The sequence below is a fragment of the Bradyrhizobium sp. 139 genome (genome assembly GCF_023074175.1).
Classification (GTDB): domain Bacteria; phylum Pseudomonadota; class Alphaproteobacteria; order Rhizobiales; family Xanthobacteraceae; genus Bradyrhizobium.
This window is the reverse complement of sequence record NZ_JADPKS010000173.1, coordinates 71,602-91,966: the sequence shown is the minus strand read 5'-3', so window position 1 is coordinate 91,966 and position 20,365 is coordinate 71,602. Positions and strand designations below refer to the sequence as shown.

At 64.9% G+C, this 20,365-nt stretch carries 19 protein-coding genes; 16 read left to right on the top strand and 3 right to left on the bottom strand.

Going from position 1 to position 20,365, the window contains the following annotated elements; translation table 11 throughout:
* Nucleotides 1-126 precede the first annotated feature (126 nt).
* On the top strand, nt 127-2,196 hold the full coding sequence (locus tag IVA80_RS36525; protein WP_247439956.1) for a prolyl oligopeptidase family serine peptidase: 2,070 nt from the start codon (nt 127-129) through the stop codon (nt 2,194-2,196).
* 172 nt (nt 2,197-2,368) lie between these two features.
* On the opposite strand, the gene IVA80_RS36520 is transcribed toward IVA80_RS36525, so the two are convergent.
* The gene (locus IVA80_RS36520; RefSeq protein ID WP_247439955.1) at nt 2,369-3,040 is read right to left on the bottom strand and encodes a DUF938 domain-containing protein; all 672 of its coding nucleotides are present in this window, start codon (nt 3,038-3,040) and stop codon (nt 2,369-2,371) included.
* Between the two features lie 266 nt (nt 3,041-3,306).
* Between IVA80_RS36520 and soxX the strand changes: the two genes are divergently transcribed.
* From soxX to IVA80_RS36465, 11 genes are all read left to right on the top strand, one after another.
* Nucleotides 3,307-3,624: a sulfur oxidation c-type cytochrome SoxX gene (gene soxX, locus IVA80_RS36515; protein WP_247440016.1), complete on the top strand. Its 318-nt coding sequence runs from the start codon at nt 3,307-3,309 to the stop codon at nt 3,622-3,624.
* 25 nt (nt 3,625-3,649) lie between these two features.
* Nucleotides 3,650-4,141: a thiosulfate oxidation carrier protein SoxY gene (soxY, locus tag IVA80_RS36510; protein ID WP_247439954.1), complete on the top strand. Its 492-nt coding sequence runs from the start codon at nt 3,650-3,652 to the stop codon at nt 4,139-4,141.
* Nucleotides 4,142-4,159: 18 nt separating this feature from the next.
* Entirely contained in the window at nt 4,160-4,471 is a 312-nt protein-coding gene (gene soxZ / locus IVA80_RS36505; protein WP_247439953.1) for a thiosulfate oxidation carrier complex protein SoxZ, read from the top strand.
* Nucleotides 4,471-5,334 carry a sulfur oxidation c-type cytochrome SoxA gene (soxA, locus tag IVA80_RS36500; protein WP_247439952.1) on the top strand — a complete coding sequence of 288 codons (864 nt, stop codon included), beginning with the start codon at nt 4,471-4,473 and terminating at the stop codon, nt 5,332-5,334. The genes soxZ and soxA overlap by 1 nt, the downstream gene beginning before the upstream one ends.
* The gene (locus IVA80_RS36495; protein ID WP_247439951.1) at nt 5,331-5,636 is read left to right on the top strand and encodes a hypothetical protein; all 306 of its coding nucleotides are present in this window, start codon (nt 5,331-5,333) and stop codon (nt 5,634-5,636) included. The genes soxA and IVA80_RS36495 overlap by 4 nt, the downstream gene beginning before the upstream one ends.
* A gap of 55 nt (nt 5,637-5,691) precedes the next feature.
* Nucleotides 5,692-7,443 carry a thiosulfohydrolase SoxB gene (gene soxB / locus IVA80_RS36490; protein ID WP_247439950.1) on the top strand — a complete coding sequence of 584 codons (1,752 nt, stop codon included), beginning with the start codon at nt 5,692-5,694 and terminating at the stop codon, nt 7,441-7,443.
* Entirely contained in the window at nt 7,440-7,913 is a 474-nt protein-coding gene (locus tag IVA80_RS36485) for a hypothetical protein (RefSeq protein WP_247439949.1), read from the top strand. Before soxB ends, IVA80_RS36485 begins: the two co-directional genes overlap by 4 nt.
* Before the next feature lie 266 nt (nt 7,914-8,179).
* Nucleotides 8,180-9,220, top strand: coding sequence for an MBL fold metallo-hydrolase (locus tag IVA80_RS36480; RefSeq protein WP_247439948.1), 1,041 nt, complete (start codon nt 8,180-8,182; stop codon nt 9,218-9,220).
* 87 nt (nt 9,221-9,307) lie between these two features.
* The gene (locus IVA80_RS36475; RefSeq protein WP_247439947.1) at nt 9,308-9,463 is read left to right on the top strand and encodes a hypothetical protein; all 156 of its coding nucleotides are present in this window, start codon (nt 9,308-9,310) and stop codon (nt 9,461-9,463) included.
* Between the two features lie 152 nt (nt 9,464-9,615).
* The gene (locus IVA80_RS36470) at nt 9,616-10,836 is read left to right on the top strand and encodes an MFS transporter (RefSeq protein WP_247439946.1); all 1,221 of its coding nucleotides are present in this window, start codon (nt 9,616-9,618) and stop codon (nt 10,834-10,836) included.
* A 93-nt stretch (nt 10,837-10,929) separates the two neighbouring features.
* On the top strand, nt 10,930-12,648 hold the full coding sequence (locus IVA80_RS36465) for an amidohydrolase family protein (protein WP_247439945.1): 1,719 nt from the start codon (nt 10,930-10,932) through the stop codon (nt 12,646-12,648).
* A gap of 207 nt (nt 12,649-12,855) precedes the next feature.
* On the opposite strand, the gene IVA80_RS36460 is transcribed toward IVA80_RS36465, so the two are convergent.
* Nucleotides 12,856-14,202: an MFS transporter gene (locus IVA80_RS36460; protein WP_247439944.1), complete on the bottom strand. Its 1,347-nt coding sequence runs from the start codon at nt 14,200-14,202 to the stop codon at nt 12,856-12,858.
* A 146-nt stretch (nt 14,203-14,348) separates the two neighbouring features.
* Here IVA80_RS36460 and IVA80_RS36455 point away from each other — a divergent pair, with 146 nt between their 5' ends.
* The 4 genes from IVA80_RS36455 to IVA80_RS36440 are packed head-to-tail and all read left to right on the top strand — an operon-like array spanning nt 14,349 to nt 18,947.
* Nucleotides 14,349-15,002, top strand: a complete 654-nt coding sequence (locus tag IVA80_RS36455) for an ABC transporter ATP-binding protein (RefSeq protein WP_247439943.1) — start codon at nt 14,349-14,351, stop codon at nt 15,000-15,002.
* Nucleotides 14,999-17,461 (top strand): FtsX-like permease family protein, encoded by a 2,463-nt coding sequence (locus IVA80_RS36450; protein WP_247439942.1) that lies wholly within the window; start codon nt 14,999-15,001, stop codon nt 17,459-17,461. Before IVA80_RS36455 ends, IVA80_RS36450 begins: the two co-directional genes overlap by 4 nt.
* Nucleotides 17,451-18,533 (top strand): lipocalin-like domain-containing protein, encoded by a 1,083-nt coding sequence (locus tag IVA80_RS36445; RefSeq protein ID WP_247439941.1) that lies wholly within the window; start codon nt 17,451-17,453, stop codon nt 18,531-18,533. The genes IVA80_RS36450 and IVA80_RS36445 overlap by 11 nt, the downstream gene beginning before the upstream one ends.
* A gap of 27 nt (nt 18,534-18,560) precedes the next feature.
* Nucleotides 18,561-18,947 (top strand): MAPEG family protein, encoded by a 387-nt coding sequence (locus IVA80_RS36440; protein WP_247439940.1) that lies wholly within the window; start codon nt 18,561-18,563, stop codon nt 18,945-18,947.
* Between the two features lie 109 nt (nt 18,948-19,056).
* Here the strand turns inward: IVA80_RS36440 and IVA80_RS36435 are convergent, their stop codons facing one another.
* Entirely contained in the window at nt 19,057-20,250 is a 1,194-nt protein-coding gene (locus IVA80_RS36435; RefSeq protein WP_247439939.1) for an ABC transporter substrate-binding protein, read from the bottom strand.
* Nucleotides 20,251-20,365 lie beyond the last annotated feature (115 nt).

Here is a 20,365-nt window from a genome sequence, read left to right as displayed (position 1 = left end):
CGGGCAACCGGCGCAACCGGGCGCGGGCCATGCCTCCGACGCAATCGAAAGGATGATAGCGGGCTGCGCTCTTGACGGCTTGCGTTCGATCAAATCCTATCCGCCGCGACTTCCGGAGTTTCATTCATGTCCATCGATGACAGGCCTACGCTCAGCGCTCCCGACGACGATCCCTGGCTTTGGCTGGAGGAGATCGAAGGCGCGCAGGCGCTCGATTTCGTCGCGCGGCAGAATCGGCTGACGCTCGACGCGTTTGGTGGAAAGGACTTCGAGCGCGACCGTGACATCCTCGCCACGATCTACGATCGTCCCGACAACATCCCCTATGTCAGCCGGCGCGGCGCCGATCTGCACAATCACTGGAAGGATGCCACCAACCCGCGCGGCCTGTGGCGGCGAACCACGCTGGCGGAGTTTCGAAAGGTGAGCCCGGCGTGGGAGATCGTGCTGGATATCGACCAGCTTGCGGCGAGCGAAGGCGAGGACTGGCTGCTGAGCTCGATCAGCTCGTTGCCGGGACATTCGCGAGTCATCCTGAGCCTGTCGCGCGGCGGCAGCGACGCTGTCACCTTGCGGGAATTCGATCTGAATACGAAGAGCTTCGTTGCGGACGGCTTTACGCTGCAGGAAGCCAAAGGCGGCGTCGATTGGGTCGATGCCGATACGCTGCTGCTGTCCAGCGCCCATGGCGAGGGCATGGCCACGAGTTCCGGATATGCGAGGACCGTTCGGCTGTGGCGGCGCGGCCAGCGCGTGGATCAGGCGCAAGTGATCATCGAGACCACGGCCGATCATATGGTGATCTATGGCGGCGCCGACGACACCGGAGCGAAGCCGCGCGCGTGGATCACCGACCAGATCGACTTCTTCAATTACGGCATCTGGCTGCGCGACGAAACCGGCACCACGACCAAGCTCGACCTGCCGACCGGCATCTGGATGCAGGCGCATGGCGACTGGTTCGCGATGAAGCTGCGCGAGCCCTGGTCGATCGAAGGACGAACCTACGCCGCTGACGCCATGCTGGGCATTTCGCTCTCGGCGTTTGTGGCCGGCAGCCGCGACTTCACGCTCCTGTTCGAGCCCGGACCGCGGCGAGCACTACAGGGCTTCTTCTGGAGCGCAGGCAGACTGGTGCTGTCGATCCTCGACGAGCTCAAGCCGCAGTTCGAGATCTGCACGCCATCTGCTTCAGGTTGGACCCGCGAGACGCTCGGCGGCCTCCCGCAAATCGGCGTCGTCGACATCTGGCCGCTCGATCGCCATCCGTCCGAAAGCAATGGCGACCTGCTCGCCAATGTGCAGGATCCGCTCACGCCGCCGTCGCTGCTGTTGATTGAGCGCGGCGTTGCAAGCCCGACCGTGCTGAAGCAGGCGCCGAAGACGTTCACCGCCGACGGCCTCGTGGTGACGCAGCACGAGGCGATCTCGGTCGACGGCGAGCGCATTCCCTATGTCCAGACCGGCCCCGCGACCGAGACCGGCGATGCGCCGGTCTATATGAGCGCCTATGGCGGCTTCGCCCATTCGGTGAAGCCGTATTACAACCCGTCGCTCGGCAAGCTGTGGCTGGAGCGCGGCGGCACGATGGTGCAGGCGAATTTGCGCGGCGGCGGCGAGTTCGGCACGCGCTGGCACGATGCCGGCCGGCTCGCCGGCAAGAAGCTGTCGCACGATGATTTTGCAGCCGTTGCCGCCGATCTGGTACGCCGCGGCGTGACGAAAGCAAAGCGGATCGCCGCGCAGGGCGGATCGAACGGCGGCATCCTCATCACCAACATGCTGGTGCGCTACCCCGAGCGTTTCGGCGCGCTGTTCTGCACCATTCCGCTGATCGACATGCGCCGCTATACAAAGCTGCTCGCGGGCGCGAGCTGGATCGCGGAATATGGCGACCCCGACAAGCCCGAAGAGTGGGACTGGCTGAAGACCTACTCGGCCTATCACAACGCGAAACCCGGACAGACTTACCCGCCGATCCTGATCGCGACGACACGGCGCGACGACCGCGTCCATCCCGGCCACGCGCGCAAGATGGCCGCAAAGCTCCAGGCGATGGGCTATGAGGCCTGGTTCTACGAGCCGGAGGCGGGCGGCCACGGCTACGGCAAGGACAACAAGGAGCGCGCCGGCTTCGAGGTGCTCGGCTATCGATTCCTGAAGGACAAGATCGGCTGGCGGGACGGCGAGGTCTGAGGTTGATTCGATCGGTGCAGACCAAGCGCACCGCTTACCTCTCCCGCTTGCGGGAGAGGTCGGCGCGAAGCGCCGGGTGAGGGCTATATCCTCTTCGGGATTCTTGGCTGCGGAAGCACCCTCTCCCCAGCCCTTCCCCGCAAGCGGGGGAGGGAGCGCGCCTTCTTCGTGGCTAACGCGAAAACACCAGCGTGAGATTGTTCGCCGGCATGTCGATCGTATCGACGAGGCGAAGACCTACTCCGCGCGCGAGCGTCTCGACATCGCCGATGTCGCGCACGCCCCAATCGGGATTGCCTTCGCGCAAGGAGGTGTCGAACACGGCATTGCTGAGCGCGGTGTGCTTGCCGCCGCGCTTGAACGGGCCGTAGAGGAACAGCTTGCCGTCGGCCCGCAAATAGCGGCTGCAGCCTGCGAACAGGCCCTCGGCCACACTCCATGGTGCGATGTGGATGACATTGGCGCAGAACACGGCGGCAAGACTCGTCGGCGCCTGCCCGCCCTTCATCTCCGGGCACCAGCCGGGATCCGTGAGATCAATCCGCAGCGGGCTGCGGACGTTTTGCAGGCCCGAATGCACGCGCCAGGCCTCGATGCTCTTCACGTGCCGCTGGTTGAGGTCGCTGGGCCACCAGACCAGGCCGGGCGTGTGGCGAGCGAAATGGACCACGTGCTGCCCGGTTCCGCTGCCGACCTCGACCACGTCGCCGGTGCTCCCGGCGAGATGCTTTTCCAGCGCCGCCAAGAGCGGCTCGTGATTGCGGTGAAAGGCAGGCGCATCGAGGCGGCCGTCGGACTCGACCCGACCACCGTCCCTGCCAAATTCGACGACATATTCAGCCAATTGAAGTCCCCGGAAATGAGAAAGCAGACGAAAACGCGACGAGGGCCAAACACCCTGGAATAATTTGCCAGTCCAAACCGGCCTGACGGGCGATCTATCTCTTCAGTTGCAATGCGGAAGATATTAACGCCATTTTGCAGCCTGCATAGTCTCGATTGTCAGGACATGGCCTTTGTGCTTTTGAACACTATCTTTTGGTATGTTGCATAACGCTCCGGGACGACGCCTTGACCGCCTTTCCTTGCAAGCCCGCCCTGCTTCTCGCGCTGGCCGCCCTCACCGGCTTTGCCGCGGGCACGGCGCTGGCGCAATCCGCCGTGACTGACGGCCAAAAGCTCGCCTTTGACCGCGGCAAGGGCAATTGCCTGACCTGCCACGTCATCAAGGGGGGCGACCTGCCGGGAACGATCGGGCCGGAGCTGAAGGACATCAAGGCGAAATACCCTGATCGCAACGAGCTGGCCGCGATCATCTTCGACGAGACCAAGCGCAATCCGCAGACCATGATGCCGCCGTTCGGCCGGAACCGGATTTTGACCGAACAGGAGATCAGCGCGATCGTTGATTTCCTCCAGACCTTGTGACCGCCGGCACGCCAGGAGACCTCTGATGACGACACGTACCGGCCCTCATCCGACGCGGCGCCTGATCCTTCAGGGCGCCGCCTCGGTCGCGCTGCTCGGCCTCGGCAATTTGCCGTTCGGCGCCGCTCCCGCACGCGCCGCGGCCAACGACAAATATCCGGAAGAAGCCTTCAAGCAGAAGCGCGAGGCGGATGCGATCAAGTCGCTCTATGGCAGGACCGCCGAGCCGTCCGACAAGGTCAAGCTCGACGCGCCCGAGATCGCGGAGAACGGCGGCGTCGTGCCGATCTCGGTGACGACGACGCTCGACAAGGTGACGTCGATCTCGTTCTTCGTGGCCGAGAACCCGAATGCGCTCGCGGCAAGCTACAGGATTCCAGACGGCACGATCCCGAGCGTCGCCAACCGCCTGAAGATGGCCAAGACCACCAACGTGACCGCGATCGTGGAAGCCGACGGCAAGCTCTACAGGGCGACCAAGGAAGTGAAAGTCACCGTCGGCGGCTGCGGCGGCTAACGGCGAAGGAAGAAACAGATGGCATCCAGCATTCGCGTACGCGCCACCGCCAACGGCGACATCACCGAGGTGCAGACGCTAATCCAACACCCCATGGACACCGGCTTCGTCAAGGATGCCAAGGGCGAGCTGATCCCCGCGCATTTCATCCAGGAACTGAAGTTCGAATATAACGGCAAGGACGTCTTCGTTGCCGATTGGGGCACTGCGGTCTCGAAGGACCCCTATGTCAAGTTCAGCTTCAAGGGGGCCAAGAAGGGCGACGACCTCAAGGTCTCCTGGACCGATAACAAGGGTAAGTCGGACACGACCACCGCGAAGATCTCGTGATGAAGTTCCGGTCTGCCCTCCTGCTTGGTTCGGTGTGCGCCGCGCTCGTCGCGTTCGCCCTCACCTCTGCGCGCGTGATCGCGGCCGACAAGGTCGATCCCGTGGCCGACGCCAAAGCGTTCCAGAACTTCTTCTTCCAGAAGTTTCCGACCGTGAAGCACGAGGATTTCGTCAACGGTCCTTATTCCATGAACGAGGACATGAAGCGGCAGTGGCAGGAGAAGGAGGAATTCCCGCCCTACGAGTTCGCGCTCGACGCCGGCAAGGAAATGTTCGCGACCCCGTTCAAGAACGGGAAAACCTATGCCGACTGCTTCCCCAACGGCGGCATCGGCATCCGCCAGAACTATCCTTACTTCGACGAGAAGGAAGGCAAGGTCGTCACGCTGGAGCTCGCGCTCAACCGCTGCCGCGAGGCCAATGGCGAGGCGCCCTATTCCTACGTCAAGGACGAGATGGCCTCGCTGACCGCCTATATGGCCTTCACCTCGCGCGGCAAGCCGATGGACATCAAGGTCCCCGACGATCCCCGCGCACTCGCGGCGTTCGAGAACGGCAAGCGCTATTTCTACACCCGGCGCGGCCAGATGAATTTCTCCTGCGCGAGCTGCCATGTGCAGAGCCCCGGCGAGCGCATCCGCGCCGAGGTCCTGGCGCCGGCGCTCGGTATCCTGAACGCGATGCCAATCTACCGGTCCGAATGGAGCGGCATGGGCACCACCAGCCGCCGCTTCGTCACCTGCAACAGCCAGACCCGCGCGGTTCCGCTGGAGCCGCAGGCGGACGAATATCGCGACGTCGAATATTTCCTCTCCTACGTCGCCAACGGCCTGCCAATATCGGGCCCGGGAGCGCGGCCATGAAGCGGTCACTTCCCCTCGCCATGCTGCTTGCCCTGAGCCTCGCGCCAGCGGCGCGCGCAGCAAATGAGGCGGATTACAAGGCGGCCTATGCCGCCGCCGAAGCCGCCTCCAAGGAGGCGGCCGGCATGCGCAACCAGTGGACCGTGACTGTCTCGGCGCTGGCGGCAGCGAAGAAGGCGGCTGACGGCGGCGATTTCGACCGCGCGGTGACCGCCGCGAAAGAGGCCGAGGCGCTGGCGAAAGCATCGATCTTCCAGGCCACGTCCGAAAAAGAGGCCTGGAAGACGATGGAAATCCGCTAGACTGCTCGCTGGTGCAACAGCCTTGCGACCACTAGAGGGCGCGGAGAATTTCTGGATGGCGATCCGCCGCCGCGATTTCCTGAAGAGTGCCGGCGTTGCCGCCGCATCGCTCAGCCTGCCGCGGCTCGCGCGCGGCGCTGAAGCGGCGGGCATTTACGACCTTGAACGGTTCGGCAATGCGCGGATCCTGCACATCACCGACACGCATGCGCAGCTCAACCCGGTCTATTTCCGCGAGCCCAGCGTCAATATCGGCATCGGCGAGATGGCGGGACGGCCGCCGCACCTGGTCGGCCGCGCGTTTCTCGATCATTTCGGCATCCGGTCCGACAGCGCGGATGCCTACGCCTTCAGCTGCTTCGAGTTCGAGAAGTCCGCCGCCCGCTTCGGCAAGCTCGGCGGCTTTGCCCATCTGAAGACGCTGGTCGACCGTCTGCGCAACGACGTTGGCGAAAAACACTCCATGCTGCTCGACGGCGGCGATCTCTGGCAGGGCACCGGGCTTGCCAATGTTATGCAAGGCCGCGACATGGTGGAGGTCGCCAACCTGCTCGGCATCGAAGCGATGACCGGGCATTGGGAGTTCACTTATGGCGAGCAGGCGCTGCGCGACAATCTCGAGCGCTTCAAGGGCGAGTTTCTGGCGCAGAACGTCTTCCTGACCGAAGAGGCCGCCTTCAACGACGCCAGCGCCTTCGACAGGGCGAGCGGGCGCGTGTTCAAGCCCTCTGTTATCAAGGAGCTCGGCGGCCATCGCGTCGCCATCGTCGGTCAGGCCTTCCCTTACGTGCCGATCGCACATCCCAAACGGTTCACACCGGACTGGACTTTTGGCATCCGCGAGGAAGAGCTGCAGAAACACGTCGATGCCGTGCGCGGCCACGACAAGGTCGATGCCGTCATTCTGCTGTCGCACAACGGCATGGACGTCGACCTCAAGCTCGCAAGCCGCGTCACCGGTATCGACGTCATCCTCGGCGGCCACACCCATGATGCGATCCCGCAGCCCATCGCGGTGAAGAACGCCAACGGTACGACGCTCGTCACCAATGCCGGCTCCAACGGAAAATTTTTGGCGGTGCTCGACCTCGCGCTGGACAAGGGCAAGGTCGGTGACATCAGGTATCATTTGCTGCCGGTCTATTCCGAGCTGCTGAAGCCCGATCCCGCCATGGCTGAGCTGATCGGCCGGCTGCGCGCGCCGCATGTGACCGACTGGTCGGAGAAGATCTCAACGCCAGACCGCCTGCTGTATCGCCGCGACAATTTCGCCGGTCCCGTCGACGAGCTGATCTGCACTGCACTCCGCGCCGAACTCGACGCCGAGATCGCGGTGTCGCCGGGCTTCCGCTGGGGCGTCACGGCGCTGGCCGGCCAAGCCCTGACCATGGAGGATTTGCTCGCGGAAACCGCGATCACCTATCCCGAGACCTATGTGCAGGAGATGACCGGCGCAGAGATCAAGGACGTGCTGGAAGACATCTGCGACAACCTCTTCAACGCCGATCCCTATTATCAGCAGGGCGGCGACATGGTGCGCGCCGGCGGGCTCAGCTACACCTGCACGCCGATGGCCACGGTCGGCAGCCGCATCTCCGAGCTGAAGCTCAATAGCGGCAAGGCGCTCAGTGCGAGCCACCGCTACAAGATCGCGGGCTGGGCCTCGGTCAATGGCCAGCAGGGCGCACCGGTGTGGGACGTCGTCGCCAAATATCTGCGCTCGGGCCGCATGATGCCGGAGCGTCTCGGCTCCGGCGTCACGCTGAAAGGCGTCGATGGCAATCCAGGCATTGCAGGGCAGGGATGATACGGTCGCAAATCTTATCCGCGATGCTGCTGGCGATGTTCGCCTTCGCCGCCATGCCCCTGACTTTGAGCCAGAAGGTTTGGGCGCAGCAAGTGCCGCTCCAGGACAAGCCGTTCGCGGAGCACAAGGTCGTGCTCCAGCTCTCCGACGGCGATGTGAAGAAGCAGGCGCTGGTGCTGAGCGTCGCCAACAATCTCCTGAAGGCCTATGATCCCGACAAGGTCGCGATCGAGGTGGTGGCGTTCGGCCCCGGCATCGACCTGCTGCTTGCCGGCAGCGAGCGCCGCAAGCAGGTCGAAAGCCTGATCGCGCAGGGCGTGCGCTTCGATATCTGCCTCAACACCGTCGACACGATCGAGCGGGAGACGGGCAAGCGGCCGGAGTTCATCCCCGCCGCCACGCCGGTGCAGGTTGGGGTCGGACAGATCCTGTTCCTGGCGGAGAATGGGTACACGGTGGTGAGGCCGTAGGCGCCGGCCTGCGCATGCGGGCCTTCATGGTTCGAGATGCGCCGTAAGGCGGCGCTCCTCACCACGAGGATTTAAGACTTCCCACGAAGACGCCCTCATCCTGAGGGCCCGCCAAAGGCGGGCGTCTCGAAGGATTGCCCCAGCGAGGCGGTCACGACAGTTACGTAAAATAATATTCCCTAGTTCGCTCCCTATACAGTGACTTGCTTCTCTTTTCAGCCCGTGGCGTAGTAGGAAGTGGAATCAGTCCACGCCGGGTTCCTGCCATGATCTTCCGCCAGCTCTTCGACAGCGTTTCGGGCACCTACAGCTATGTCCTGGCGAGCCGCCCCGGCGGCGAGGCGCTGATCCTTGATCCTGTGCTGGAGAAGGTCGACCGCTATTGCCAGCTGCTGCGCGAGCTCGACCTCAAGCTGGTCAAGGCGGTGGACACTCATCTGCATGCCGACCATGTCACCGGGCTCGGCGAGCTGCGCGACCGCACTCATTGCATGACGGTGATGGGCGACCAGACCAAGGCCGACGTGGTGGCGATGCGGGTCGCCGACGGCGACAAGGTGACGATCGAGGGCCTGTCGCTCGACGTGATGTACACGCCCGGCCATACCGACGATTCCTATTCCTATTTGATGGGCGACCGCGTCTTCACCGGAGATACGCTTCTGATTCGCGGCACCGGGCGCACCGATTTTCAGAACGGCTCCTCGCGCGCGCAGTACGAGTCGATCTTCAACCGCCTGCTCAAGCTGCCGGACGAGACGATGGTCTTCCCGGCGCATGACTACAAAGGCGACACCGTCTCCACCATCGGCGAGGAGAAGCGCTACAATCCGCGGCTCCAGGTGCGCTCGGTCGACGAATATATCGAGCTGATGGCGAACCTGAAGCTGCCCAATCCGAAGATGATGGACGTCGCCGTGCCCGCCAACATGCATGTGGGCCTGCATCAGGAGGAGCTGGAGAAAGAGGGCCGCGCAGTCAGCGCCGGCGAGGCGATCCGCTCGCTCGGCCGTCCCGATATCCTGCTGGTCGATCTGCGCGAGACCAATGAGCGGATGAAGCACGGCATGCTCGAAGGCGCGCTGCACACACCCTATCCGTCCGTTGAACACAGCCTCAAGCCCGGCGGCATGCTGCGCGAGGTCGCGGCCTCGACCGGCCGCCGCATCGTGTTTTTCTGCGCCTTCGGCGAACGCTCGGCAATGGCCGTGGCTGCCGCCAAGGAGGCCGGGCTCACCAACACCGCCCACATCGCCGGCGGCATCGACGCCTGGAAGAAGGCGGGCGGGCCGGTGGTCCGCGGCTGACGTCATCGTCGCGGGCTTGGGATAGGTCAGGAACCGCCCATATTTTCGGGCTAGAAGCGGATGACGCATCACCATCCGGGAACAGCCATGGCCAAGATCGCCAAGCCGAGCGAGCCGCCCAAGAAGCCGGACGACAAGGCGAAGAAGCCCTCGCCTCCGCGCGACACCGAGGACGATCACGAAGACGGCGATATCGCCACGCCGAAGCGTGACCGCTACGGCCCGGATGATGAGCCGTTGTGAGGAGTTACCCCACCCTCCCATGTCGTCCCTGGAACGCCGGGACGACGGATAGATCCCACCCGCGCTACCTGCCATGCGCCCGCGTTCATGGACAAATAACTGCTCTGCCCGATAGTTTGCGCGTCCCCTCAAGGACGTGAAACGGAACTGCAATGGTCGACGTTCTCGCCGCACCGCAGCAAGGCAAGGCGGACAGTGCGGTGCGCACGCTGACCGGGATTTCGATCGCGCATTGGGTCAGCCATTTCCATCTGCTGGTCCTGCCGATGCTGTTTCCGTTCCTGAAGAGCGAGCTCGGCGTCGGCTATATCGAGCTCGGCTTCGCACTCACCGTGTCCGCGGTCGTGTCCGGCCTGACGCAGGCGCCGACCGGCTATCTCGTCGACCATTTTGGCGCGCGCAAAATCCTGCTGGCCGGGCTCGCGCTCGGCGGTTTCGCGCTGATCCTGCTCGGCCTGCACCTCAGCTATGCCTCGCTGATTGGCTGCGCGGTGCTGCTGGGTCTCGCCAACAGCGTCTATCACCCCGCCGACTACGCTATCCTGGCCGAGCATATGGATGAGGCTCGGATGGGCCGCGCCTTCTCGATCCACACCTTTGCCGGCTATCTCGGTGGCGCCGTAGCGCCGGCGGTGGTCGCGGCTCTCGTCACCGTCTCCGGCGGCACGGGTGCGCTGATCGCCTCGGGCGCGATCGGCGTTCTGGTGGCCCTGCTGCTGGTCGTCATGAACATTCCCGATGCCGGCGCGCACAAGACAAAGCCGGGCAGTGAGAACGCGCCGAAGCAGGCCGTGATCACGCCGGCACTGATCACGCTGACCGTGCTGTTCATGCTGCTCAGCCTGTCGGTCGCCGGCATCAACAATTTCGGCGTGGTGGCGCTGATGAACGGCTACGGCGCATCCTACTCCGCCGCCAACGTCGCGCTCACCGCGTTCCTCGCCGCCAGCGCCGCAGGCGTGCTCGCCGGTGGTTTCCTCGCCGACCATACCGAGCGCCACGGCTATGTCGCAGCGGCCTGCTTTGCCGCGAATGCAGGCATCGTGCTGCTGATCGCGCTGGTCACGCTGCCGGGCTGGACCCTGACGGCCGCGATGATGATGGCGGGCTTCCTCTCCGGCGTGATCGCGCCCTCGCGCGACATGCTGGTGCGCAATGCCGCGCCTCCCGGCGCCGCAGGCCGCGCCTTCGGCATCGTCTCCACCGGCTTCAATCTCGGCGGTATCGCCAGCCCGCTGTTGTTCGGCTGGATCATGGACCAGAGCGCGCCGCATTGGGTGTTCGGCGCCTCGGTGATCTTCATGGTCGCGACCGTGGTGCTATCGCCGTTCACGGAGCGGAAGCCGCAAGCCACGGCTGCGACGCAACCCTGAGTGCACTTCCCCGCGGTTGACACCAAGCTTGTGCACCCGAGAATGCGCTCAAGCAAAACAACCCAAGCAAAATAGCCAACGGGAAGAAACACCATGAGCACCCCTGATCTCGTGATCCGCGGCGGCACTGTCGCGGACGGAAGCGGCGGCGAGCTGTTTGAGGCAGACGTCGCCATCACCGGTGGGAGGATCAGCGAGGTCGGGAAGGTTTCGGCCAAGGGCAACGAAGAGATCGACGCGCGCGGAAAGCTGGTGACGCCGGGCTTCGTCGACGTGCACACCCATTACGACGGGCAGGTGACCTGGAGCCAGGACATCACGCCATCCTCGCAGAACGGCGTCACCACCGCGATCATGGGTAATTGTGGCGTCGGCTTTGCGCCGTGCAAGCCGGCCGACCACGTCCGCCTGATCCAGTTGATGGAGGGCGTCGAGGACATTCCCGAGCCGGTGCTGAGCGCCGGCATTCCCTGGGCGTGGGAGAGCTTTCCGGATTATATGGACTGGCTTTCCAAGCGGGATTTCGACATCGACGTCGGCGCGCAGCTGCCGCACGCCGCGCTGCGCGTTTATGTCATGGGCGAGCGCGGTGCGCGCCGCGATCCCTCGACGGCGGAAGACAATGCGGCGATGGCCAAGCTCGCGGGTGAGGCGGTGCGCTCCGGCGCACTCGGCTTCTCGACCTCGCGCACGCTCAACCATCGCACCTCGACCGGCGATTTCACGCCGACACTGAAGGCGGGCGAGGACGAGCTCACCGCGATTGCCGGCGCGATGCACAGCCAGGGCCGCAGCGTGCTGCAATTCGTGCTCGACCTCTCCACCCTTCACGAAGACCTGCCGATGATGCTGCGGGTCGCGGATGCCACGAAGTGCCCGATCTCGTTCTCGATCACGCAAAACGACAAGGCGCCGCAGCGCTGGCGCCAGACGCTGGACGAGATCAATGCGGCCGCCAGGCGCGGCCTCTCCGTCACCGCGCAGATCGCGGCACGCCCGGTCGGCCTGCTGCTCGGGCTCGAGCTGTCGCGAAACCCGTTCCAGACCCATCCGAGCTACAAGGCGATCGCGCATCTGCCGCTCAGCGAGCGGCTGGCGCGGCTGCATCAGAGCGATGTGCGCAAGGCGATTTTGAGCGAGACGGCCACCGCCACCGACGATCCGCTGTTCTTCCGTCCGAACTATGACAAGATGTTCCTGCTCGGCGATCCCCCGGATTACGAACAGCCGCCGGAGAACGCGCTGGGACCGCAGGCGCGCAAGCAGGGCCGCCGGCCGGAAGAGCTCGCTTACGACGCGATGCTGTCCGACGAAGGCAAGGGCATGCTCTACGTGCCGTTCCTCAATTATGCCGACGGCAATCTGGATGCGACGCGCGAGATGCTGATCGATCCGCAATCGGTGCCCGGTCTCTCCGACGGCGGCGCGCATTGCGGCATCATCTGCGACGCGAGCTTCCCGACCTATCTGCTGACGCACTGGACCCGCGACCGCAAGCGCGGCGAGAAGCTCACGATCCCGTTCGTGGTCGCGGCGCAGTCGCGCAAGACCGCGCTGTCGGTCGGCCTCACCGATCGCGGACTTATTGCTTCCGGATATAAGGCTGACGTCAATTTGATCGACTATGACCGCCTGCATCTGCATCCGCCGAAGGTGCACTACGATCTGCCGGTCGGCGGCCGGCGGCTGTTACAGGATGTCGACGGCTATGAAGCGACCATCGTGTCGGGCGTGGTGACGCGGCGGCAGGGCGAGGCGACGGGTCAACGGCCGGGGAAGTTGATTCGGGGTGCGCAGGGAGTGGCGCAGTAAGCGCAACTGCGCGTGAGGCGCAGAGGCGTCTCACAAATCTCAGTGTCGTCCCCGCGCAGCAGGCGGGGACCCATACCCCCAGGGAGAAGTTGTCGCGCAAGACTGGTAACCCCCAGTCCTCGCCAAACTACTCCCTGGGGCCATGGGTCCCGGATCGGCGCTCCGCTTGTCCGAGACGACAGCGTTCGTTGGGGCGAACAGCGCCCCTTACGTCGGCGAGATCGCACCTTTCAGCGCCGCTGCCTGCGGAGCGGCACCGCGCGTCAGCCTGGCCTTTTCCGTGTTCGGCCAGAGCAGGAGCAGACCAAGGGCACCGGAGCCAACCATGACCACCGCGTTGATGGTGAAGCCGGTCATATAGCCGTCGAGCATGCTGCCGGCGCGCTGGATCACGGTTCCCATCACGCTCGGCGCGATGATGCCAGAGAGCGTATAGAGCGCGCCGTAGATCGCGAGGACGGCGCCGCGCTGCGACGCCGGCGTGAACTCGCCGAGCATCGGCGGGCAGACGACATAGATCGCGCCGCACAGGCCCGATCCGACGACGAGCAGCGCGATCTGAAGACCCGCACCCTGCACATGCGCCATCATCGCCAGGATCAGGCCGCCGATGATCAGCGGTACCGAGCCGAGCACGCCGCGCGAGATGCGCGTGGTGTAGCCGCGCGCCATCATCACCTGCGAGATCCATCCCGTGAGGATGACGACGGTGGCGCCGAACACCCAGGGCAGGATCGAGACGAAGCCGGCCTGACTCTGCGAGAAGCCAAGGCCCTTGACGATGAACGGCGTGAACCAGGTGAGGCCGAGCGACAATGCCCAATAGGCGCCGAAGGTCGCGATCACGCAGCCGAGGAAAGTGCGCGAGGTCAGAAGCTGCACATAAGGGATTTTCGGCTCGGTGGCGGCGAGGACCTGCGCATCCTCGAGCGGGCCCTCCCTGCCGAACGTGAGCCAGGCACAGACCCAGATCAGGCCGGCGACGCCAAGCGCGCCGAAGGCGTAGTGCCAGGAGTGATTGACGATGACCCAGTTCAACGCCGGCACGGCCAGGATGACGCCGAACGCCGAGCCTTGCGACAGGATCGCGGTCGGCAGCGTGCGCTTCTCGTCGGGGAACCATTTGTAGATCGCGTGCGCGGCGACCGAGAAGGCCGGGCCTTCGCCCGCGCCCAGCACGATGCGGCAGATCAGGAGCGTGGTGAACGAGACGGTGCCGACCATCGGGAACTGCGCCAGCGCCCAGATCACCGCCAGCGTCAGCAGCACCCAGCGCGTCGGCACCTTGTTGACGATGAAGCCGACCACGATGGCCGAGATCGAGAACAGGAAGAAGAACGAGGAGCCGAGCAGGCCGAATTGCTCGGCGTCGAGCTTCATGTCGGTCATGATCGGCACGCCGGCGAGACCGACGACGATCTTGTCCGCGAAGTTCACGACCATGAAGAGAAACAGGAGAAAGGTGACGGTCCAGGCGCCCTTCGGCGTTTGCCTTATTGTGTCGGACACCCCTGCCGTCCTGCCCGCCGCGGACGGCGTTCCCTGAGCGCTCATCATTCTCCCCGTATGTCTTTTTTGGCACTTTTATGATTTGGCCGTTGTTGAAGCTAACAACGGCTTGAACGGCAACGCAACCCCGGCATTTCCGCATCAGGTGTGCTACGCAGCATTTCCGTTAATTCCGTCCGGCGCCATTGATCGTGCTGAGCATCCGAAATCTCTCCAAGACGTTCTCCTCGGCCGGCGAACCGGTCCATGTGCTGCGCGGCGTCGATCTCGACCTCAAGGCCGGCGAACGCGTCGCGCTGACCGGCGAGTCCGGCAGCGGCAAGAGCACACTGCTGCACCTGATTGCGGGCCTCGATGCCGCCGATGGCGGCTCGATCCGGTTGGAGCACACCGAGGTCACCAAGCTGTCGGACGCAGGCCGCGCAGAGCTGCGGCGCGACCGGATCGGTCTGGTTTTCCAGCAGTTCAACCTGATCCCGAGTCTGTCGGTCGCGGATAATCTGGCCTTCCAGGCGCGCATCGCCGACCGGCATGATGCGGCCTGGAGCAAGGAGCTGGTCGAGCGGCTCGGGCTCGGCGGCCTGCTCAAACGGTACCCAGAGCAATTATCAGGCGGCCAGCAGCAGCGGGTCGCGATCGGCCGGGCGCTGGCGACAAAGCCGTCGCTGCTGCTCGCGGACGAGCCGACCGGCAATCTGGATGAAGCGACCGCCGACGGCGTGCTGGCGCTGGCGCGGGATCTCGTCGCGCGCACTGGCTGCGGCTTCCTGATGGTGACGCACAGCCTGCATCTGGCCGGCACGCTCGACCGCCACCTCACCCTGCATGCGGGACGGATCGCATGAGGCGCGCGCTGTGGGTCCTTGCGGTGCTCCTGAGCCATTGGCGCCGGCACAAGATGCAGTTCGCGACGCTGCTGATCGGCCTGATCGCGGCAACTGCATTGTGGAGCGGCGTGCAGGCGATCAACCAGCAGGCCCGCAATGCCTATGACCGCGCGGCGGCGACTTTTGGCGGCGTGCGTACGGCGATGCTGGTCGCGCCTGACGCGGCGACCTTTTCGCAGGAGCTGTTCGTCAAGCTCCGCCGCGCGGGCTGGCCGGTCTCGCCGGTGCTGGAAGGCCGCGTCCAGGTCAACGGACGTTCGGTGCGGCTGCTCGGCATCGAGCCGGTGACGCTGCCGCTCGACGTCGGCAACGCGCCGCGTCTCGGCGCCTCCGATTTGAGCAGCTTCGTCGCGCCGCCGGGCCAGACGCTGGTGGCGCGGGAGACGCTGGGCGATCTGCAGGAAGCGGAAGGCGCGGCACCGCCGATCAGCAGCGGCGCAAAGCTGCCGCCGCTGCGCATGCAGCCGCAGCTCGTGCCCGACGTGCTCGTCGTCGACATCGGCGTGGCGCAGCGGCTGCTGAACAAGCCGGATCAACTATCGCGGCTGCTGATCGGCAAGCCGAAGGGCAAGCCGGCGCCGCTTCAAAGCGTCGTCGGCGACCAGCTCCAGCGGGTCGAGCCGAATGCGGAAACGGAGCTGGAGCGCCTCACCGACAGTTTCCATCTCAACCTCACGGCCTTCGGCCTGCTGTCGTTCTTCGTCGGCCTCTTCATCGTCAACTCGGCCGTCGGCCTCGCCTTCGAGCAGCGGCTGCCGATGCTGCGCACGTTGCGGGCCTGCGGTGCCTCGGCGCGGCTGGTCAACACGGTGCTGGTGGTCGAACTGGTAGCGCTGGCGCTGGTCGCCGGGCTGATCGGGCTTGTCTGCGGCTATTTCATCGCAGCTGCGCTGCTGCCCGACGTCGCGGCATCGCTGCGCGGGCTCTATGGCGCGCAGATCCCGGGGCAGCTCACGCTGCGCTCGGAGTGGTGGCTCGCCGGCATCGGCATCAGCATCGCCGGCGCGCTGGTGGCCGCGGCCACCAGCCTGATCAAGGCCGTGAGAATGCCTGTGCTGGCGACCGCGCAGCCGCGCGCCTGGCAACAGCGGCAGCGCCGCTGGCTGATCCTGCAAAGCGGTGCGGCCTGCGTCGTGTTCGCGGTCGCGCTGTTGCTGCTCTACTATGGACAATCGCTGATCGCGGGCTTCGGCGTGCTCGCGGCACTGATGTTCGGCGCGGCACTGATCCTGCCGGCGTTCCTCGAAGTGATCCTGCTGGCCGGGCAGCGTTTCGCGCGAAAGCCGCTCGCGCTTTGGTTCTGGGCGGATAGCCGGCAGCAGCTCTCGGGTTTGTCGCTCGCGCTGATGGCGCTGCTGCTCGCGCTCGCCGTCAATGTCGGCGTCTCCACCATGGTGGAAACCTTTAGTCGCACCTTCATCGGCTGGCTCAACGGGCGGCTTGCCGCCGACGTCTACATCAGTACGTCCGACAACGCGCAAGGCGTTGCGATCCGGAGCTGGCTGAAGGAGCGCAGCGATGTCCGGGCGATCCTCTCCGGCGGGCGCGCCGAGGCGCAAGTACAGGGGCAGCCGGTGGAACTGCTCGGCCTGCCCGATCACGCGCTGTATCGCGAGCGCTGGCCGCTGCTGGAAACCGCGCCGCGCGCCTGGACCCGGCTCGTGCCGGGCAATGCCGCCTTCATCAGCGAGCAGTTGAGCCGCCGCCTCAACGTCCGGGTCGGCGACGTTGTCGAGGTGCCGGCACCCGGCGGCACCTGGGAGCTCGATATCGTCGGCATCTATGCCGACTACGGCAACCCCAAGGGGCAGCTTGCCGTCAACGTCGCGGCGCTGATCCGGCAATTTCCGCAGACGCCGCAGACACGCATCGGCCTGATCGTCGCGAAAGAGAATATCCCCGGCTTGATCACGGCCTTGCAGACGCAGTTTGCGCTCGACGACCGCAGCGTCGCCGACCAGGCGACGGTGAAGGCGGAATCGATCCGCATCTTCAAGCGCACCTTTGCGGTGACATCGGCGCTGAATGCCTTCACGCTCGGCGTCGCCGGGATCGCGCTTTTGACCAGCCTCTTGACGCTGGCGAATTCCCGCCTGCCGCAGCTTGCGCCACTTTGGGCGATCGGCATCACGCGGCCGCGCCTTGCCGCGATCGAACTGACCAAGACACTGTCGGTTGCGCTGTTCACGTCTCTCCTTGCCGTGCCGCTCGGGCTGCTGGTGGCGTGGTGCCTGATTGCGATCGTCAACGTGAAGGCATTCGGCTGGCGGCTGCCGTTCCACGTCTTTCCGCTGCAACTGATCGAGCTGGTCGCGGTCGCGCTGTTCGCGTCGCTGCTTGCCGCACTTCTGCCGGTGGCGCGGCTGGCGCGGATGCAGCCGGCAAGCCTCGTCAAGGTGTTTGCCAATGAGCGCTGATCGAATTTCGCGGCGCGCGTTCGCCGGCGGCATCGCCGCGCTCGCGACTGCCCGCCGCGCGGACGCGCAAGGCTATGCCGGGCTCGGCGAGACGGCCGACGGCTTTGCGAGGGTGACACCGGGAAAGCTGTTCAGCTTCCCGGCCGATCACGGGCCGCATCCGGAGTTTCGCATCGAGTGGTGGTATCTGACGGCGAATCTCGTCGACAGCCGCGGCGCGGCTTGCGGTCTGCAATGGACGCTGTTCCGCCAGGCGACGCAGCCGGGGCCGCAAGGCGAGGGCTGGGCCGATCCACAGGTCTGGATGGGACACGCCGCGGTGACGCGCGCCGACACCCACCGCTTCAACGAGCTGTTTTCGCGCGGCGGGATCGGACAGGCCGGCGTCACGGCAACGCCGTTCGCGGCGTGGATCGACGATTGGGAAATCAAGGCGTCCGAGCGCACCGACGATCGCACCCTGGCGCCGCTGACACTGAAGGCTTCAGGACCCGACTTCAGTTACGCGCTGACGCTCGAAGCCGACCCTCCGGTGGTGTTGCAGGGCGACGGCGGCTACAGCCGCAAGTCCGAGCGCGGCCAGGCGTCCTACTATTACAGCCAGCCGTTCTACCGAGCCCGCGGCAGCCTCACGATAGACGACAAGTCCGTCGATGTCTCGGGCCAGGCCTGGATGGATCGCGAATGGAGCAGCCAGCCGCTCGACAGCGACCAGACCGGCTGGGACTGGCTGTCGCTGCATCTCGCATCCGGCGACAAGCTGATGCTGTACCGGCTGCGCCAGAAGGACGGCAAGGATTATCCGTTCGGCAACTGGATCAGCGCCGCCGGCAACACGCAACTGATCGCGGGAAGCGATATCCAGATGATTCCGAAAGCGACCGCCGAGATCGCGGAACACAAGCTCCCGGTGGAATGGCAGATCGCGATCCCTTCACGATCGTTCTCGATTGCCTGCAAGCCGCTCAATCCGAAGGCCTGGATGGGGACCGGCTTCTCCTATTGGGAGGGGCCGATCAGCTTTGCCGGAACCCATGACGGCGTTGGCTATCTCGAGCTGACCGGCTATTGAAGCCAGGTCTCTTCAAGGAATCGAGCGATGTATCACCTCACCGCCCTCGTCACGTTGCTGGCGATCCTGTTCTATTTTTTCACCAGCATCAACGTGTCGCGCTCGCGCACCAAAACCGGCATCAAGGTGCCTGCGGTGTCGGGACATCCGGATTTCGAGCGCGCCTTTCGCATCCAGATGAACACCCTGGAATGGATGCCGATCTTCCTGCCGTCGCTCTGGCTGTTTGCGATTTACATCAGCGACGCCGGCGCAGCGGCGATCGGCGCGGTCTGGATCGTCGGTCGCATCGTCTATTTTATCGGCTATTCGAAAGCGGCCGCAAAGCGCGGCCCGGGTTTTGCGATTCAAGGCATCGCCAGCATCGTGCTCTGGGCCGGTGCGGTGGGAGCGATGGTGTTGCAGCTGGTGTGAGGGCCGAGCTGCGACCAAGAATTCATCCGTCGTCCCGGATCTGCGCGCGCTTGAGGCGCGCTGGTCCGGGACGACAGCGAGAATGTGGCGCCGGCGTTGACTCTTCCCGCTACTTCGTCAGCGGGCAGCCGCTGTCCTTGGCGGCGAAGAACGCCTTGTCGCCGGGGACGGTGGCAAGCAGCTTGTAATAGTCCCACGGCTTCTTCGACTCCGACGGCCTCTTGACCTCGAACAGATACATGTCGTGGACCATGCGGCCGTTCTCGAGCACTTTGCCGCCTTGCGCAAAGTCGTCGTCGACCGGGAGCTCCTTCAGCTTCTTGGCGACCGCATCGGGGTCTTTGGTACCGGCGGCCTTGACCGCCTTGAGATAGCTGATCGTCGCCGAATAGGTGCCGGCCTGGATCATGTTCGGCATCCGGCCGGTACGCTTGAGAAAGCGCTCGCCGAGATTGCGCGTGCGGTCGTTGATATCCCAGTAATAGCCTTCGGTCAGCACCAGACCTTGGGCCGCCTGCAAGCCGAGGCCGTTCACTTCGGCGAGCGTCATCAGGAGCCCGGCGAGCTTCTGGCCGCCGGAGACGATGCCGAATTCGGACGCCTGCTTGATCGAGTTGGTGGTGTCGAGGCCGGCATTGGCGAGGCCCACGATCTTCGCCTTGGAGCTCTGCGCCTGAAGCAGGAAGGAGGAGAAGTCCGAGGAGTTGAGCGGCACGCGCACCGAGCCGACCACCTTGCCGCCGTTGGCGGTGACGATCTCGCTGGTGTCCTTCTCCAGCGCGTAACCGAAGGCGTAGTCCGCGGTGAGGAAGAACCAAGTGTTGCCGCCGGCCTTGGTCAGCGCACCGCCGGTGCCGACGCCGAGCGCGCGGGTGTCATAGGCCCAGTGGAAGCCGTAGGGCTGGCAGGCATCGCCGGTGAGGCGCGATGTCGCGGCGCCGACGACGATGTCGATCTTCTTCTTTTCCTTGGAGAGCTCGTGGATCGCCAGCGCGACCGAAGAGGTCGTCAGCTCCGTGATCATGTCCACGTTTTCGACGTCGTACCAGCGCCGCGCGATCGAGTTCGCAAGATCCGGCTTGTTCTGGTGGTCGGCGGTGACGAGCTCGACTTTCTGGCCAAGCACCTCGCCGCCGAAATCCTCGATCGCCATCCTGGCGGCCTCGACCGACCATTTGCCGCCGTAGTCTGCATAGACGCCCGACTGATCGTTGAGAATGCCGATCTTGACGCCTTGCGCGGAGACCGGCGCAGCGAGCAGGAGGGCCGACGCCGCGACAGCGGCCAAAAGTGCTGATTTCATATTTGAGCTCCCAGCAGTTTTCTGTTTTGAAATCGCGCGGATACTAGTGAAGAACCCCGCGCCTGCCCATCCATTTCATGTTGGTCGTTAGTATGGAGGGTGCGCGGCGCAATCT

What these genes read in the sequence shown, in the direction of transcription:
- IVA80_RS36495 (WP_247439951.1), top strand. Translation starts at nt 5,331, where the DNA reads ATGAAGCGGTCACTTCCCCTCGCCATGCTGCTTGCCCTGAGCCTCGCG.
- IVA80_RS36485 (WP_247439949.1), top strand. Translation starts at nt 7,440, where the DNA reads ATGATACGGTCGCAAATCTTATCCGCGATGCTGCTGGCGATGTTCGCC.
- IVA80_RS36480 (WP_247439948.1), top strand. Translation starts at nt 8,180, where the DNA reads ATGATCTTCCGCCAGCTCTTCGACAGCGTTTCGGGCACCTACAGCTAT.
- soxZ (WP_247439953.1), top strand. Translation starts at nt 4,160, where the DNA reads ATGGCATCCAGCATTCGCGTACGCGCCACCGCCAACGGCGACATCACC.
- IVA80_RS36465 (WP_247439945.1), top strand. Translation starts at nt 10,930, where the DNA reads ATGAGCACCCCTGATCTCGTGATCCGCGGCGGCACTGTCGCGGACGGA.
- IVA80_RS36475 (WP_247439947.1), top strand. Translation starts at nt 9,308, where the DNA reads ATGGCCAAGATCGCCAAGCCGAGCGAGCCGCCCAAGAAGCCGGACGAC.
- IVA80_RS36470 (WP_247439946.1), top strand. Translation starts at nt 9,616, where the DNA reads ATGGTCGACGTTCTCGCCGCACCGCAGCAAGGCAAGGCGGACAGTGCG.
- IVA80_RS36445 (WP_247439941.1), top strand. Translation starts at nt 17,451, where the DNA reads ATGAGCGCTGATCGAATTTCGCGGCGCGCGTTCGCCGGCGGCATCGCC.
- soxY (WP_247439954.1), top strand. Translation starts at nt 3,650, where the DNA reads ATGACGACACGTACCGGCCCTCATCCGACGCGGCGCCTGATCCTTCAG.
- soxB (WP_247439950.1), top strand. Translation starts at nt 5,692, where the DNA reads ATGGCGATCCGCCGCCGCGATTTCCTGAAGAGTGCCGGCGTTGCCGCC.
- IVA80_RS36435 (WP_247439939.1), bottom strand. Translation starts at nt 20,250, where the DNA reads ATGAAATCAGCACTTTTGGCCGCTGTCGCGGCGTCGGCCCTCCTGCTC.
- IVA80_RS36460 (WP_247439944.1), bottom strand. Translation starts at nt 14,202, where the DNA reads ATGAGCGCTCAGGGAACGCCGTCCGCGGCGGGCAGGACGGCAGGGGTG.
- IVA80_RS36525 (WP_247439956.1), top strand. Translation starts at nt 127, where the DNA reads ATGTCCATCGATGACAGGCCTACGCTCAGCGCTCCCGACGACGATCCC.
- IVA80_RS36440 (WP_247439940.1), top strand. Translation starts at nt 18,561, where the DNA reads ATGTATCACCTCACCGCCCTCGTCACGTTGCTGGCGATCCTGTTCTAT.
- soxA (WP_247439952.1), top strand. Translation starts at nt 4,471, where the DNA reads ATGAAGTTCCGGTCTGCCCTCCTGCTTGGTTCGGTGTGCGCCGCGCTC.
- IVA80_RS36450 (WP_247439942.1), top strand. Translation starts at nt 14,999, where the DNA reads ATGAGGCGCGCGCTGTGGGTCCTTGCGGTGCTCCTGAGCCATTGGCGC.